10 protein-coding genes are annotated in these 18,581 nt (G+C 32.2%); all 10 read right to left on the bottom strand.

Going from position 1 to position 18,581, the window contains the following annotated elements:
• Nucleotides 1–177 precede the first annotated feature (177 nt).
• Nucleotides 178–2,163: a glycoside hydrolase family 127 protein gene (locus tag WHD07_RS12120; protein WP_343328614.1), complete on the bottom strand. Its 1,986-nt coding sequence runs from the start codon at nt 2,161–2,163 to the stop codon at nt 178–180.
• A 42-nt stretch (nt 2,164–2,205) separates the two neighbouring features.
• Nucleotides 2,206–3,693: a family 16 glycosylhydrolase gene (locus WHD07_RS12115; RefSeq protein WP_343328613.1), complete on the bottom strand. Its 1,488-nt coding sequence runs from the start codon at nt 3,691–3,693 to the stop codon at nt 2,206–2,208.
• Between the two features lie 84 nt (nt 3,694–3,777).
• Nucleotides 3,778–5,190, bottom strand: a complete 1,413-nt coding sequence (locus WHD07_RS12110; protein ID WP_343328612.1) for a sulfatase-like hydrolase/transferase — start codon at nt 5,188–5,190, stop codon at nt 3,778–3,780.
• A gap of 3 nt (nt 5,191–5,193) precedes the next feature.
• Nucleotides 5,194–6,759, bottom strand: coding sequence for an MFS transporter (locus WHD07_RS12105; protein WP_343328611.1), 1,566 nt, complete (start codon nt 6,757–6,759; stop codon nt 5,194–5,196).
• 381 nt (nt 6,760–7,140) lie between these two features.
• On the bottom strand, nt 7,141–8,856 hold the full coding sequence (locus WHD07_RS12100) for a RagB/SusD family nutrient uptake outer membrane protein (RefSeq protein ID WP_343328610.1): 1,716 nt from the start codon (nt 8,854–8,856) through the stop codon (nt 7,141–7,143).
• 53 nt (nt 8,857–8,909) lie between these two features.
• The gene (locus WHD07_RS12095) at nt 8,910–12,083 is read right to left on the bottom strand and encodes a TonB-dependent receptor (protein WP_343328609.1); all 3,174 of its coding nucleotides are present in this window, start codon (nt 12,081–12,083) and stop codon (nt 8,910–8,912) included.
• 259 nt (nt 12,084–12,342) lie between these two features.
• A complete protein-coding gene (locus tag WHD07_RS12090; protein ID WP_343328608.1) occupies nt 12,343–14,250 on the bottom strand; it encodes a sulfatase-like hydrolase/transferase in 1,908 nt (635 codons plus the stop codon).
• A 5-nt stretch (nt 14,251–14,255) separates the two neighbouring features.
• The gene (locus WHD07_RS12085; RefSeq protein ID WP_343328607.1) at nt 14,256–16,448 is read right to left on the bottom strand and encodes a T9SS type A sorting domain-containing protein; all 2,193 of its coding nucleotides are present in this window, start codon (nt 16,446–16,448) and stop codon (nt 14,256–14,258) included.
• 220 nt (nt 16,449–16,668) lie between these two features.
• Nucleotides 16,669–17,532: an AraC family transcriptional regulator gene (locus WHD07_RS12080; protein ID WP_343328606.1), complete on the bottom strand. Its 864-nt coding sequence runs from the start codon at nt 17,530–17,532 to the stop codon at nt 16,669–16,671.
• Between the two features lie 171 nt (nt 17,533–17,703).
• On the bottom strand, nt 17,704–18,570 hold the full coding sequence (locus WHD07_RS12075; protein ID WP_343328605.1) for an AraC family transcriptional regulator: 867 nt from the start codon (nt 18,568–18,570) through the stop codon (nt 17,704–17,706).
• Between the last annotated feature and the right edge of the window lie 11 nt (nt 18,571–18,581).

Raw genomic sequence — 18,581 nt, 5'->3', positions numbered from 1 at the left:
CAATTATTACAACATTCAAGAACCGAAAAAAAAAGGATACGTAATAACAATATTATACCTTATGCTGTAACAATATTACCATCATTTATCTAAAAAATAAACACAAAAAAAACAGCTCCGTCTTTTTCAGTTTTCCTGAATAGACGAAGCTGCATTACTAAAATTAATCAAATATATTTACCAAACAACAGGCATAAAAACCGTCATTTCTGCTTGCCCTCTATTACTCCAAGCGTAATAAGGAACTAATTGTGTTTTGTACGTTTTAAAAACAGGTTTAGTAGTTACTTGATACATGTCATCTGTTTTACCTTCTCTTAATAAAAGTTCCGTTTCAATTACTGTAACTCCTCCTAAGAAATCTGGTTTATGAACTGCATTTAAAGCAGCATCACCTTTAATATAAACATCTAAAATTGGGGTATCTTTTGGTAAATCTGGAGTTTCAATGGTATACACAATTGGCCCTCTTTTTACTGCTAATTGGTTTCTAACTTCTTCAATTCTGTTATGACCTTCAATAAAAGTTGGTTCCATAGGCATATCTAAAACAATAACATCTCCTGCTTGCCAAGTTCTATGAATATTTGCAAAATTACCTGGATTAATCGCAACACCAGCATCTTCTCCATTTACTTTTAAAGTACTACCCAGTGCCCATTTAGGAATTCTAACTTGAATATCAAAAGCCGAATTTTTACATTCATCAACCGTTATTTTTACCAATCCTTTCCAAGGATAATCTGTGTCTTGAGATAATTTTAATGGAGACCCATCCAACATTTTTGTATCTAAATGATTCCCTCCAAATAAAACAACAGAAACACCATTTTCTGATAAATTATACGCCCATCCAGAACTTTTACAAATGGTTCTTACCAAGTTCGGAGGACAACAGAAACACTCTAAATACGGCTGTCTAACAGGGCTTTCTGTTACATCATCATGCGAATCGTAGTTTCTAGAATTGTTAACCATTCTTAACGGATTCGAGTAGAAATAATCTTTCCCTTCAATACTAATTCCAGATAAACCACTGTTATACAATACTAATTCAATAATATCGGCATATCTAGATTCCCCATTAATCCCCATCATTCTATGGCTAAACATGGCATTACATAAGTTGGCACACGTTTCATTATAAGCTGTCATATTTGGCATCATGTAGGCATCTATAAAACCTTCTTCAATCATGTCTAAATTTGTAGACGCACCATAATGTGCCTGACCAACAGCACCTGTTACATACATTTTTTTGCCTGTAACGTTTTCCCACAATTTATCTAAAGAAGTTAATAACGCTTTTTCACCTGTTTCTGCATACACATCTGCAGCACCTGCGTAATAATACAACGCTAAAACTGCATGACCAACCGCTTCTTCAGACTCTCTAAAAGGCGTTCTTTCTTGTACCATGTCTCCAATAGGATATCCAATGGTTGTATCATCATGCTTTATTTCATAAGTTCCTCTTCTGTTGATAAACTTTTCTGCTAATTTTAAATACTTTGTATCCCTTGTAGTTCTGTACAATTCTACCAAGCCCATAATCTGAGTTTGATTGAAACCAAAACGTTGATAATGCTTGGTATCTGGCATAAAATAAGCATGTAATAAATCTGCCATTTTAATTGCAATATCTAAGAAATTACGTTGCCCTGTAATTCTATAGTGAACAGACCCAGCAATAAACAAGTGTCCGAAATTATACATTTCGTGGTATTTTCTGTTCTCAAAACGATCTACACCTTCCGTAATTTGAACATGCGTATGAATATATCCATCTTCTTCTTGTGCTCTTCCAATAACCGCGATATACTCGTCTAATTCTTTTAAAATTGACTCATTTTTAGTCAATCCATAGACGTACATTTTAGCTTCCATAAATTTATAGAAGTCACCATCATGCCAATAAAAACCTTTATGCTCTCCTTCTTTTTCTCCTGCAGCAATTTTAAAATTATTTAATCCATGGCCAATATCACCACACAGAAGATCTCCCATATAAGGCAACATTTTATCTTCTGCATTTTTTACTTTTTCAGACCAAAAGCCAGCGTTCCATTTACAATCACCAAAATTGATGCTTTTTAATTTTACAAACGGACTTTCTGAAGTGTTAGTTATTGCGTTATTATGAAGGTTTAAAGTAGTACTCATACTATTAATTTTTTTGAAATAAGTTTTCTTACTATTGATTTTTTACTGTTTTTTCTTGATCACAATATTGTCTATCAAAAGTTTTGCGGCTCTAGTTTTAGGCAAATCTTCTTTTCTAATTTCAATAGCAATTGCATCTTTTGCACCTGAAGCAACCTTTCTAGATATGGTACTCTCTACAGTAATCCACTGGCGTCTTGGTTGTTTTCTAAGGTCTGCAAAAGTAACCTCTAATGCTGGATCTTGTAAAACCAAGTGAATTTTATCTGCAATAACTCCCTGATCTAACCAAACCTTTGCAGAAATGGTATACTCACCAGCTGCTAAATTTAAAGAACCTTCTGGTGCCATTGCAACTGCTTTTTCTACTTCTAAACTTTCTGTTTTACTAAAGCCAGCAAATTCTAAACTGTTTACACCTTGGTAATAATCGCCATAAGCTATTGATAAGTATTTTGCTGAACCTTCATTAATTTCCCAGAATTTCTGATACTCATCTGGCACAGAACTTTCTGGCAATAAGGTTAAAGGTCTTCCGTTTTCTTCACACAAAATTGGTCCTTCAAAACCATAAAATGCTGCATCTTCTGCTAATAAATTATCTGATGGTTTTTGCCAAACTCTCATATATTCAATTTCAAAATCTACAGGTAATTCTTCTTTATGAGGCAAACCTAACCAAAAGAATATCTCAGAATCTAACCAAATTTCCATCGGGTTATTCAATACAAAAGAAGTCCCTAATTCGTCCTGAGTAAAATGACGAATCATCTTACCATCAATAAATAATTTTAAGTAATCTACCCCCCATTCTGCTCCGTATACATGAAAATCATCCGCAGTTCTAAAGTCTAAATTTTCTACATGATTAAATATTTTTGTTGGTCTTTTAGCAGGTGGACTCCAATCGTGCGCAGTTGCTAGATAAGAATCTTCTCTAATGTTTCCTTTTTTACTTTTAGGATTCCCCATCAATTCATAAACGTCTAATTCTTGTTCGTGCCCAATTGCCCAAAAAGCGCCAGTAATTGCCGCATTACCAACTTTAGATTTCACCTCCATATACCCATATAAAAAACGTTTGTTGGTTAAAACACCCGCTGTAGTAACTGGCATTGGCGTTCCGTCTTTGTACACACCATATTGAGACGACCCCATATTACCATCTGCATAACTTTCTTTGATAAAAGGATAATCTAGTTCCCAGGCTGTTCTTAGCTTTAATTTACCGTCTTCTACAATAACATTTTTAGCTACAAACTGAGAAGGAGCACGTCCTTTCCAAATATAATATTGATCATTTCTACCTTCTACAAACCACTTTACAGTGTCTATCTCTGTGCCTTTAAACTCGTCACTTAAATCTTCATTCAATACCCAACCACCTTCGTTTTGTAGATCAGAAAATGGCATTGGAGTGGTTATTTCTGTTTTAACTTTATCTGCCTTTTTATTTTGTGCACAACTTACACTGGCAAGTGTTAACAATCCGGATAATGCGATAAAAGTATATCTCTTAAATTGTATCATTCTATTCTTTTTTTAATTTATTGCTTTGTGATGATTTGTAAATTTCACCCTTAATTTCCTATAAAATTCGCTCTATAAAATCTGCTAATTAGTATATTTCTCCATTTCTTTTTTCACTAATTCTGGAGTTCTGTAACGATCCATTCTATCAATGTCATATTTTTCGAAACGTTGTTGTAACATCCATAAAGGACGTTCTTGTGTTAACTCCCATTCAAATAGTTTTTTAAACATTTCTTTAACACGTTCTGGTTCTTGTAAAGCCAAATTGTTTTGTTCTGTAATGTCTTTTGATACATCATACAATTCTGCTGGTCTATCTGCAAAACGGATTAATTTCCAATCATTATCTCTACAAACTGCGCGCGCTTCTTTTTTCCAAAACAGATATTTATGTGGTCTCGCTTTATTTGAACCATCAACAAAAGGAATGATATTTACACCATCAACTTTATCTAAATCTTTTACATCTCCTCCTCCAGCAGCATAAAATGTTGGCAGTAAATCCATAGTACTCACAGGGTAATTGTATACTTGACCTGCTTTTAATTTTTTAGGCCATTTCATTAAAAAAGGAACTCTTAAACCGCCTTCTAAATGGTTTGATTTTGTACCACTCAATGGTAAATTTAAAGAGGCATTTTTATCTGTTGGTCCACCATTATCATTAGAAAAAACAATAATGGTATTCTCATCTAGTCCTAATTCTTTTAATTTATCTAACACTTTTCCACAAGCTCTGTCTAGTGCCAAAGTCATTGCTGCTACTTGCTGACGTTTCCCTTTTAAATTAGGGAATTTTGCCAAATCTGCTTCTGTAGCTTCCATGGGTGTATGCACTGCATTAAAAGCCAAGTAAATAAAGAACGGATTGTTTTTGTTTTTCTCTATAAATGATATTGCTTCATCTGCAAAAACATCTGTTGCATAACCATTTGGTTCTTCAAAATTTTCGAAATTACGTTCCATTTTATTATCATGGTGAATTCCTTTAAAATTCTTGATTGGAAAGAAACTTCTTGCGCCACCTCTAAAACCATAAAACTCATCAAACCCTCTTTTTAATGGATGAAAACGATCTGCATTTCCTAAATGCCATTTTCCATAAACGGCACTTTTATACCCTAATTTTTTTAAGTAATCTGCAATGGTTTTTTGATCTAAAGGCAAACCCATATCATCACCTAAATACTTAGAATTTTTACTCATATAATTTGGAACATTAATTTCTTGGTATCCAAATTTTTGTTGATATTTCCCTGTGATTAATCCTGCTCTAGAAGGACCACAAGTTGCGTCAGTTACATATCCTTGTGTAAATTTCACACCTTCTTTAGACAATTTATCCAAATTAGGAGTTATCATAACATCACTACCTTGAAAACCAAAATCTGCATACCCTGCATCATCACAGAATAAGAAAATAATGTTTGGTTTTTTTTGAGCGCAATTCGTTAATGAAAAGCTTAAAACAACTAGTATTATTATTTTTTTCATTTTTTATTTTTTTTGCAATTTCACTTGAATTTCTTCTAAAGAAAGTCCTTTGGTTTCTAATAGGTATTTGTATAAAATAATTAGGCCCACAAGTACAATACCTGCGTAAATTATAAACGTTGTGGCAGCTCCAAATATCTCCATTTCTAAAGGGAATAAGTATTGTACCAATGCACTAACGGTACTAGAAATTAACGCAAATAACGGTATTGCCACTCCACGGTTAGAAATTGGAAAAATTTCTGAAAGTAACACCCACATAATAGGGCCTATTGAAAAATTAAATGCGGCAATAAAAGTTAAAATACTCAGTAATATTAAGATAGCATTCATGTGTGCCGTTTCTTTAAATATGACACCAGAGTTGTCACGTGCAGACTCCACGCCAAGAATATCACTCAAAGAATTCTTAAACTCAATATCACTAGTAAATTCTAGTCCAACAATAGTGTTTAACTTTTCTATATTAGGGATATCTTTCATTTTAACAATGGCGTCTGGAGTTACCTTATATGTTGCTTGTTTAAACCCATAAGAAACCGTTGAGATGCTTATTATAATCAAAATTAAACCACCCAAAACTAATGGTCTACGACCAAATTTATCTATTAAAGACAAGGACACCAACGTAGATACCAAACCAATGACACCAATCCAAATAGTACTAGAAAAAGCGGCATCTGTACCCAAACCTAATTGCTCAAACATAGTTGGAGCGTAGATCATAACCGCATTCATACCTGTAAATTGTTGAACAATAGCTAATGTAAAAGCTAAAATTAAGACGATTCTTGCTCTACTACTAAAAATTTCTTTTAATTGACTCACTGTAGATCTATTACCTTCTACACTATCTACACTTTCTACCATTTGTAGAATTTGTCCATCAACTTGATCTTCTGGATATACCTTTGCTAACGACTTTTTGGCCTCTTCAATTCTACCTTTATAGACTAACCAAGCTGGACTTTTTGGAATTAAAAGCAATAACAAAAACCAAATAACAGCAGGCACTATTTCTATACCAAGCATCCAACGCCAACCTGTTTCGGCTAGATTTAAATCTTTTACCCATTGTAAATCAGATCCCATTTGTTGTAAAATCCAATAATTTATTAAATAGGCAGCTGTAAATCCAATTCCCATGTTTATTTGTAGTGTAGAAACCAATTTACCTCTTTGCTCTGCAGGTGCAATTTCACCAATATACATAGAAGCTAAAGTAACAGAGCTAAAGGCTAATCCTCCTAAAAATCGAAACCAAAATAACGACAAAAATGAGGGTGCTAAAGCAGAACCAACTGCAGATACAATATAAAATATTGCAATAATTTGTAATGTAAACTTTCTTCCAAACTTGTTTGCAGAAAATGCTGTAAGTGGTAATGCTACTAAAACCCCAATACCTGGAGCAGAACCAATTAAACCTACTTGTGAAGCTGTTAAATTAAATTCTTGTGTGATAAATTTAAATCCTCCCGAAATTAATACAGCATCTAAACCAAAGACAAACGACCCAATAGCTACAATGATAGCATATAAGAAAGCATTTTTTGTGTGTTTACTCATTATTATTGTTATTTAGTTAGTCCTTATTTTACAACTCATTATTTTCACACTAAAATGAAAGCAATTAGTTGGCTAACAAAGAAAATATAATTTAGACGTATGCTGTTGATTAAATTTACCAACTCTTAACCCTATTTTACCTTACAGATTTTTTATTTTTTAAATCTAAGGGATAATCTACTTGATTTAATATACAAATAACCTACTGCTTTTTGGTAACGTATCCTTTTTAAAAGTAACTCTTTTTTGATACTTTACAATAATTTTACTTAATGTAGAAGCGATAATAAACTACTTTCTATAATAAAAAATGCTGAAGATAAATCTTCAGCATTTTCTCAAATCAAATTCAAATAACCTTACAATTAAGTAAAATGTTTTTTAATATCCATAATTTTGCTCTAAAGAAGCATCCTTATCAATTTCTGTTTGTGGAATTGGTAAGTAATATCTATAATCAAACCAAGGTCTGTTAACCACGGTATACTCTTCATTCGTTAAAGTTCCGTCAGTAGCTCTTGTCCATTTTAAACCTTTAATATCATAGCCTCCAATATGATCTTGCACCATCCACCTTCTTTCATCAAAGAAATTATGACCTTCAAAACAAAGTTCTACACGTCTTTCTCTTTGAATTGCTGCATATAAATCATCTCCTGATGCCGTAATATTTGGTTGTAATGCTCTTGCCGATACTTTGTTTAAATAGGTTCTAGCCAAACTTTCTTGTCCTCCCACTTCATAAAGTGCTTCTGCATAATTTAAATACACTTCTGCCAACCTGTACATAATATAAGGGCGATTTACAGAAAAAGTTGTTAATGTAGATAGACTTTCATCTTGAAATTTTCTTATATTATATGCTGTTTTTGATGAATGCAATTGATTTCCTAATCCGTTTGGGGAATCTAAACCATCTGGAGTTGCATCACTTGAAACTTCTGCTAATGCATAATCTACTTTACGATTTCTAAACATTGCTCCTTGAAAATTTAAATCTGCATAATATCTCATTTCTCTATTTTCGTTTGGTTCAGAAGGATTATATGCTGCTGAAGTGGTAGCAGAACCATCTGCCATATTAAATTCTAATGCAAAATTAAGCGTAGGAGAACACAATCCCCATCCACCATAACCATTGGGAGTTTGAGCCATATCTGGTAAGGTGTTTATATCGTTAGCCATTTCTGCATACAAACTACCATAAGAGCGTCCGAATAAAATATCTTGATTTGTTGATAAAAACAAATTTTGATATTCTGTTGCATCTGCTACAGCAATTAAATCTCTATTACCCACCAAATCTATAACAGCTTTTGCAGCGTCTGCAGCGTCTTGCCATTTTGTTGTTTTGGTATAATCATACAGTGGCCCATTAGGTACTGTACTAGGGTCATGTAACTTACTAGCCGCATACAATAAAGCACGCGATTTAACTGCCAAAGCTGCTAACTTAGTTGCTCTACCAAATTCTGAAGCTTCCATAGGTAAAACTGCCGCAGCTTCATCTAAATCCGCTACAATAAAAGCTACACAATCTTCAAAACTATCTCTAGAAAAATTAAAATCATCATCTAAACCAAATGAGTTTTTAATAATTGGCACACCACCATAATATTTAATTAAATTAAAATAGGTAAACGCTCTTAAAAAGGTCATTTGTGCTTTTAATTGCGCTACCTCATCAGGATTTTCTTCCATTGCTTGACTACCTTCTATTTTTTCTAAAAATTCATTGATTAGTTTTACATAATCCCAAGAAGTTGCCCATCTATTATTAAAAGCTAAACCAGCATTACTAGGAGACCAACCACCTCTCATTTTATATGGGTTATCTAAATCTTTAAAGTTAAATTTAGCTTCCCAAGATGCTCCTTCAATACCAATTCTTTGTGTCCACCATTGAAAACGATTTATAGCCCAACTATCTGTAGTATTATAAGCCGTTAGCACCACAAGTTTCGCTTGGTTTACGTCACTATAAATGGCATCTTCTGTAAAAGAACCACTTGATTCTGTATCTAGAATATCATTACAACTCACTATTGTAAAAATAGCCAGAATTGCAATTGCAAATTTTATTTTTATACTTTTCATTTCTTTGTATCTTTTTAAATTTCTTATTAATTAAGATTTGATTCAATATTTACTTAAAAATTAAAATCTAAACCAAACGTAAATGATTTTAAAGAAGGATAAGTACTACCTCTAAAACTATTATATCCTTCAGCTTCTGGATCTAAACCTAAATCATATATATCAGAAAATAGGGTTACCAAATTATAACCTCTAAGGTAAATGTTAACATCTGCAAATTTTATAACATCTTTAGGTATAGAGTACCCTAATTGAAGTTCCTTTAACCTTAGATATGAAGCATCACGTAAGTAAAGATCTGCTCCTTGAAAAGTTTCTGGTCCGTTTAAACTAGTACTGTATGAATCACCATTTGCAAATGCTCTTGGATATCTTGCATTTGTATTTTCTGGTGTCCAACGTTGATTAAACATAAAATCTGGTAATGCTCCATTTCCTTCAAAAAATACTTGCATTTTAGCTTTTGCTTGCCCTTGAAATAAGAAACTGAAATTCCAATTTTTATAATTTAAGCCACCATGAATACCATATTGAATTTCTGGTACGTTAGAAGAATAAGAACGAATTCTATCTCCTGCATCAATTTTTCCATTACCATCGGTATCTATATAATAAGGTTCCCCTGGCACAGTACCTGCTAATTTTACAGGTTCAGCATCTACTTCTGCTTGATTTTTAAACAGTCCGTTTGTTGGGTAAATTAAGTACGAATCCATTGGATGCCCTTCTTGTTTAATAGCATCTGCAACATTTTTAGCTTCATCTAAATAAACAACTTCGTTTTTAGCTTTGGTAAAATTAAATCCAAAATTATACCCTAATTCTCCTACTTTATCATTCCAACCTAATTCTAATTCCCATCCATAATTATCTACTTTACCAATATTTTCTTGCGGTAAAGTTAACCCTGTATAATCAGGTACAGAGGCACTTCTGGTGACTAAAATATCTTCTCTTTTTTGATAGAAATAATTAAAATCTCCTGTTAATCTGTTGTCAAATAATGTAAAGTTTAAACCTATATTTTTCATATCTGCAGCCTCCCAAGTAATATTTGGATTTGCAGCGGCTACACCAATACTAGAATACCCATTATAATATTCACCACCAAAATTGTAATAATTAGGTTGCGCACCAACATTACCAGCGTAGTCATATTGTGTTAAATACTGAAAACCTGCAATACGATCATTCCCCATTTTAGCCCAAGAAGTTCTAAGCTTTAAAGAATTTACCCAAGAAACATTTTCCATAAAAGATTCCTTGTTAATAGACCAAGACAAGGCAACTCCTGGAAACGTACCAAATCTATTACCTGGACCAAAATTACTAGACCCATCATGTCTTAAGGTTACGTCTACATAATATTTTTTCATATAATCATACGAAAATGAACCAAAATAATTTACACGTGCCCACTCAAAAGAAGTACCGTCTGCAGTTTGTCCATCTGCATCACCAGCAAACAATTCTGAATGTTCAGAATCTGGAAAACCTTTCTTTTGTACCCAAAAATTTCTTTGATCTGAGGTAGTTTGCTCATACCCAACAAACCCACTAAAACTATGTTTATCATTTATTGTTTTAGAATAATGTAAGGTTGCATTTAACATTAACTCATTGTATTTCCAAAAACTTTCACGTAAAATATTTTCATTACCATCTTGAGAAAAACCAGGTTGCGAAACATACTCATCGGTACTTTGTAGGTAAGAATAAACTGTCCAAGGGCTGTACCAAGATTTTTGATCGTAATTCATTTTTCTCATACCTGCATATCCTTTAAATTTCAGGCCTTCTGCAAGTTTGTGTAAATCGTAATCTATAGAAAACTTCCCTCTTAAATCGGTATCTATTTGCTTATCAAAACCAGACTTGTTACTAGACATTATAACAGGGTTTGCACCATTTTCTCCTCCCCAAGCAATTAAACCGTTTGGATATACGGCTGCATTTGTTGGCGAGTTATTATAAATATTTTTATAGATATAACTTGTACCAATACCTGGCTCTAAAGTTTCTCCAAACCTACCTGATAAATCTACTCCTAATTTAAAATCGTCTGTAATCTTAATATCTAAATTAGATCTTAATTGATTTTGATCGAATTTTAAATCTCCAGATTTATACATTCCTGTTTGACGAATCATATCTCCACTTACAAAATAACTTACATTTTCAGTTCCTCCAGAAAGTGACAATGAGGTTCTTGACTCTGGAGAACTTTTAGCAAAAGTCTCTGCAGCCCAGTCTGTGTTTGCATAATTTATAGGATCTGAACCATCTGCAAACTTATTAATTTCTGTTTGCGAGTATATTGCATCTCTACCATACCTTGCTTCAATTTCATTATTATAAATTGCATATTGCTCTGAAGACATTAAGCTTGGCGTAGCAGAAAAAGAAGAAACAGTGTATGAGGTTGATAAACGTATTTTAGTTTTTCCGTTTTTACCTCTTTTAGTAGTTACTAAAATAACACCATTTGCTGCTCTTGCTCCATAAATAGCCGCTGCTCCATCTTTTAAAACTGTTAAGCTTTCGATATCTTGCGGTGCTAAATTAGAAAAAGAGGCAGCTGCAATACCGTCTATTAAAATTAAAGGCGAATTGTTTCCTAAAGTAGATTTACCTCTAATTAACAAAGTTGCATCATTAGCACCAGGTGTACCACCTCTATCTGAAATAATTAAACCAGAAACTTTACCGGCCAATGATTTTACTAAATCTTTACTTCCAGATTTTGCAATCTTATCTGCTTTTAAAGTACTCACAGAACCTGTAATATCACCTTTTTTTCTAGAGGTATAACCAATAACAACAACTTCATCTAAATTTGCTACATCAGCCACCATCGTTACATTAACTTCCGTTTTACCACTAACAACTACTTCTTGTGTTTTGTAACCGATATATGAAAATATTAAAATAACATTTGCATCTTTAGTTGATAAAGAATAATTACCATCAAAATCTGTTACTGTACCTTTTGTACTTCCTTTTACTTGAACACTCACCCCAGGGATTGGTCCGCTTTCATCTGAAACTGTTCCAGTAATACTTTGCTGAAACGTAGCTTCATTAACATTTTTATCACTTGCCTCTAACGAGCTTGCATTGGCAAACTTTGGAAAAGTGATGATACAAATTAGTAATAATCCTATCACCCTAAATTCTTTCATAAAGGATACATAAGAACTATTATTAAAAAATAGTTTTTTTCTCATAATTGCTTAGGTTTGTTAATTGTTAAAATTATGAATTCGATAAAAATTTAATTCACTTTCCAAATTTCCATAAAATAAACCTCCTAATTTTATGAATCTTACCTTTCTTTAACACTAATTTACCTTTATTGTATACAAAATTAACCTACAGAGATAAAGTTATTTTATGCTGATGAAGTTATATTGATAAAATATTTATGCATAAAAAAACTCGCAACATTTGTTGCGAGTTTTCACTAAATACAATTATAAAAATTGATTATATTTTTATCATTTTTTCTATTGAAAAATCTTGATCAGTCTTTATTCTTAAAATATAAATTCCTGCAGGTAAATTAGAAACATCTACTCTTGGATTACTCACATTGGTTTCTTTAACTTTTTTTACTGATTTTCCTGAAGTTGTAAAAATTTCAAGTTCTAATTTTTTGATATTTGTTTTAAAACTAAAATCAAAATAATTATTAGCAGGGTTTGGAGAAATACTAAACAATTGCTGTAAAGTTTCGTTTACACTTAATACTTGTTCTGTTGTATCAAATAAATCTGCATATCTTGGTAATGTTTTAGTATCAAACCATAATTTTCTATGAGGATGTCCGTCTCCTCTTTCATGATCAAACCAAGCTGGTTTTACATCTTTAAATTCTCTAACCCAAGCAATTGCTTTATCTAAAAGATTCTGAACAATTTGTTCTCCATTTACTTCACTATTCCTTACATCAGTAGTTTCTCCTTGATCTGTTAGTATATTAAATAATCTCCAATTTCCATTTCCTCCTGTTTTTACTATTTTCCAAGGATAAGAAGTAATAGCTCCATTATGAAAACCATTTTGAGGTCTAATAACATACAAAGGCTCATCATCTTCTCTAACTCTTTGACCCGCAATTATTTTGTCCATAAAATCTTTACCATCAATTTGTTTTGTTGCAGGTATAGTTGCCCCTGCTAAACCTACCAAAGTTGGGTAAATATCTAAAGAGCTTACTTGGTAATCATACGTGCTTGGAGACGTAATTTTATTTGGCCAACTTACAAACATTGGTACTTTATGACCACCCTCTAAAACACTTCCTTTTTGTTGTTGTAACGGGTAGTTTACGGCTCCTTTACTCCATCTATAACCACCATTATCACTTAAAAAGATAATAACGGTATTGTTAAATACATTCATATCTTTTTTTAATTCTGCTACAACTCTACCAATATTGTTGTCCATATTAACCGTCATAGTTGCATATGTAATACGTGCTTCTACAAACTCCTCTACTAAAGCATCTTTTTCTGCTTGCGTTGTTAATTTTGCTACTGGTTGAGATTCTGTTAAATACGTACTACTTCTAACTAAGCTTTCAAAATTAGGATTATCTGCTTTAAATTTTGCAATTTCAGTGTCCTTAGCTTGTAAAGGTGTATGTGGAGCATTGTAGGCTAAATACATAAAGAAAGGATTTGATTTACCTCTATTTTCACTAAGATATTGAATGGCATTATCTGTAAGAACATCTGTTAAAAAATCTTCGTTCTCAGCATTGCTATATTCTTCTCTTGCCACATAAGCCTTGTCTCTTTGTAATGGATCTTGATACTCATTTGTAACTGGGTTTACACCACCTTGTCTGTTATAAAAAGAATCTTCATAATAACTCTCAAAGTAATTTTTCCCTCCTCCTAAAAATCCAAAGAAATGATCGAAACCTCTATCTAATGGCTGAAACTTACCATCCTCGAAACCTAAATGCCATTTACCGATTGCTGATGTATTATAATCTGCATCTTGTAATACTTTAGAAAAATACGTCTCACTTTCCGGAATACCTAAAGGAGAAGTAATATCATTCGGTAAATTATATTGAGCTCCAATTCTATGAGGATAAATACCCGTTAATAACGCAACTCTACTTGGTCCACAAAATGGGTGTACTACATGGGCATTCTTAAAAATAATACCACTATTTGCTAATGCATCTATGTTTGGCGTAGGAATTATTCCTTGGTCTGCAGGGAAACTAGCATCTCTATTAAAACCAACATCTGCATACCCTAAATCATCCGCTAAAATTACAATGATATTAGGTTTTGTTCCGTGAGTTTGTGCATAATTACTAACCGAAATTAATACCATAAAAAAGAATGCACAATATTTAAAATAATTGTTTTTCATAATTTTTATTTAATAATGATTTTTTTTGTTTGCTTTGTTTTTTCTGATGTAACTGATAAAAAATAGACTCCTGATGATAAATTAGAAACATCTACTTTAGTGCTACTAACATTACTTTCTTTTACTTTTTTTACTGATTTTCCTAAGGTTGTAAAGATTTCAATTTCTATTGCACCTTGGCTTTCTCTAAAGTTAAGATTGAAAGAGTCATTTACTGGATTCGGAAAAACACTAAACTGATTAATAGCTTGATTTTTTAAACTTAAAACACCTGCAATACCAATATCTCCCGTTGTACTGCCAGAGGCTTTATCAAAACTCCACAAGTTGTATTCTGTATCTTCTGAAAACACCCAGTTATTTGCATCATTAATACTTGCTCTTAATTGTGCAGGTGTACCAGATAAAGCACCTTTGTATACTCCAAAATCATGCTTTTCTCCTACATCGTTGGCATTTACCCCATTGGTTAAAGCTGTTGGTAAATCACTAACAGTATTCCCACTTCCAACACCCCATCCTAGAGCTGTATTTACACCAGTTACCCAAGCTGCTGAATTAGAATCTGTTGGCAATTCAAAAGGAGCTGCTTGAAACATTAAAATACCTTCTCCATTTACTGAAAAATCGAAATCACCATCACTTGCTTGTGCTACTTTACCCGTATAATCATGAGAAGTTGTACCTACAACTACCTCCGCATTGTTTATAATTTGCTTAACCTGTCCGTCGGAATCTAGCATAAAAATATCTCCCGAACTATAATCAGCAACTGCAGTCCATGTCCAAATATCATCAACAGAATAATCTCCCGTAAATTGATTCAAAGAATTATTCCATGTTCTATTAGAAATAGATAAGGTTGTTGCAGAAGTAATATCTTTTAAAAGCATAAAAGCCAATTTACCGCTTCCAGATTTCCAGCCAAGTATAGCAACATCTCCTGCTGTTAATATTGTAGAAGCAACAAAGTCTGATAACTGAATACTTGCTGCAGTTGTATTTACTGTTTTAGAACTAGAAGATTGTAACGTAATGGTAACGGTTTCTAGAGCTTCATCAATGCCATCTTCCGTTGCATCAATAATTATTTGAGACGAATTCGTTCCGTTTGCTATGGTAACCGTTTTTAGTAGCGTAGTATAATCTTGCCCCTCAGTTGCAGTTCCTCCTACCGAATACGTAATGTTAATATCTTCGGTTGCAATTTCTCCGTTAGATAAAGCTACAGTAAAGATTCCATCGGTATTTCCTTCAATAGCATCTATAGTTCCAATTACAGATATTTCGTTTGTTTGTTGTTGCCAAACTCTTATATATTCTATTTGATATTTTGCAGGTGTTTGTAAATCTGATGCTTCTGGTAACCCTAACCAAGGAAAAGTTTCCGAATCGAACCAAATCCAAAAAGGAACATCCGTTACCCATCTATCTGGATCTGCACCATTGTTTGTTAAAACAGATTTTAAAATGGTACCATCTGGATGCAACACACCATCAATATAAACTTTTATATAATCTGCCGTCCACTCAAAACCATATACATGAAAGGCATCTGCGGTATTATCTGTTGCTTGTATATTTCTAGTATGCGTTGTACCTATCTTACCAATGGCTCTTTGTTCTTTATAAATTTCATTATTTGGGTCCCAACTTATGATGTTAAGCTTTAACCTTTTTTTCCAAGCGTCGTTCGTTTTATGACCACCAAACATTTCAAACATATCTAATTCCGACGCTCCACCTGGTTTTCCTGGTCCAGGTCCTGTTGTCCAAAAAGAACTTGTTATTTCTGCATTTGCTGCTTTAGATTTAATTTCCATATAGCCATATTGAAATTGTTTTTTACTAATTACAGCTGCTGTAGTTATAGGTTTAGATACTCCATTATATTCTCCTAATTGGTTACCACTATTATCTTTATTAAAAGGATAATCTGGTTCCCATTTTGTTAAAATTTTTAATTTACCATCCTCTAAAATGGCATTATCTGTAGAAAACTGAGCGGGAACTCTTCCTATAAAGTTAGATTGGTATTGCCCGTTTCTACCTTGAATTAACCATTGGTCTTCATTTATAGTAGCCCCTTCAAATTCATCTGAAATTTCTGTATTTAAAACCCAATTTCCAGAATTTTGTTGGTCGGAAGCAGGGAATGTTTGTGCCTTAGTAGTATAAACACATAGTGCAAGCACCATAAATGTAATACTATATTTAAAAATTATTGAAAAATGTAGTTTTGTTAAATACATGTCTATTTTTAGTTAGACCTCAAAACTACATGATAATTTAGCACATAATTAAGCTAATATTAACCATAAATAGCATCTTATTATCATAAATTAGTTGGTAGTAATTAAAAATTATACTTTTTAATAACAATAAAATAAGCGTGTTAACATAGATAAAAACTGCAGGCTAAATAGCCTCTCTAAACTTTTTAGGTGTAGAACCCATAATTTGTTTAAACTGCTTATTAAAGTTGGTAATTGAATTAAAACCAACAATATAACAAATCTCTGAAACTGGTAAATTTTCTTGCACTAAAATTCTAGAAGCATTACGAATACGAATTTCATTTAAAAATTGCGTAAATGATTTGTTGGTCATTTTTTTAAAAAAACGACAAAACGAATTGGTTGTCATACAGGCAACGTTAGAAATATCATCTAAACTAATACTAGATGCATAATTATCTGAAATAAATTTTAAAACGGTATCTATTCGCTCAGAACTTTCTGTAGTTGTTTGTCTCATATCTGACGATGATAAAACTTTTCTATCTGCTTTATCAACCAAAGACAACCTGTTTAAAATACTTAAAAGCATGATATGCTTTTCTGTAGATGACAACTTTGGAAGTGACATAATATCATTATGAAGAGGTTTACTAATTTCTTTACCAAAAGACAAACCTAGTTTACAATCTTCAATTAACTTTCTAATATTATAAAAATCTGGCATTTGAAAAATATCTTTACCCAAAAAGTCATCTGTAAATTTGGTAACAATTGTTTTTACTTGCTGAGTACTTTCATCCGAGTAATAAGAAGGATCGTTTCTCCATAAATGTGGTAAATAAGAGCCAACCAAAACCAAATCTCCTGCAAAAAAGGGTGCAACACTATCTCCCACAAAACGAATACCATTACTTTGAGAAATATATAGTAATTCGAATTCTTTATGGTAATGCCATGCTGCATCTAAACAAGGAACATCTCTTGTATAAATATCAAGTTTTTTACTTACAGGCGCATCAGATTTTTTTAAAATTAGTTTCATTCCTAACAAATATAACAATTATTTCATGGAAGTAAAATTCACATGAGTTTTTTAACAAATATTATCTAATTATAATATTAAGCAGCTTAACACCACATAAAACATATATTTTATGCACGTTATTACTCTAAAAATCTAGAGGAAGTTTTCTGTTTATAAACAACATTATTTTTAATAAATAGCCATTTTATATGTTTTAGGAGTAGTATTCATAATTTGTTTAAATTGCTTATTAAAATATGTCATAGAGTTAAAGCCTACGAGATAACAAACTTCTGAAACTGATAAATTTTCTTGAATTAAAATTCTAGAGGCATTTCTAATTCTAATTTCATTTAAAAACTGAGTGAATGATTTGTTTGTCATTTTCTTAAAAAATCGACAAAACGAATTGGTTGTCATACATGCAACTCCCGCTACATCTTCTAAATTTATATTCGAAGCATAATTATCAGAAATATACCTTAAAACTAAATCTATTTTATCCGCTCCATCAGTACCAGATTGCCTCATATCTGAGGATGATAAAATAGTTAATTTACTCTCTTTTACTTCAGATAATTTATGCAAAATGTTTAGCAAACCAATGTGTTGCTCTATTGATGATAATTCTGGTAGTTTCATAATCTCTTTGTGCAAATCTCTACTTACTTCTTTAGAAAAACACAACCCAAATTTAGATGCTTCTAATAATTTATTTACCTTATAAAATTCTTCATTTTTAAAGAAATCAGCCCCTAAAAAATCTTTAGTGAACTTACTAACAATTGTTTTTACACTCCTATTACTTTTCGATTCATAATAAGACGAATCACTTCTCCATAGATGTGGTAAATGAGAACCTACCAAAACCAAATCTCCAGGAAAAAAAGGAGCTACATGATCACCAACAAAACGAATTCCATTACTTTGAGAAATATATAACAATTCAATTTCTTTATGATGATGCCATGCAGTATCAAAAGAAGGAATAACTCTCTTAGAAATATTTAATTTTTTATTTAGAAGAGTATCTGATTGTTTTAAAACTAATCTCATAATTTGTGGTT

It is taken from the genome of Polaribacter staleyi (assembly GCF_038024045.1).
Classification (GTDB): domain Bacteria; phylum Bacteroidota; class Bacteroidia; order Flavobacteriales; family Flavobacteriaceae; genus Polaribacter; species Polaribacter butkevichii.
The sequence above is the reverse complement of the archived record's forward strand: the minus strand, read 5'-3'. Positions and strand labels throughout refer to the sequence as shown.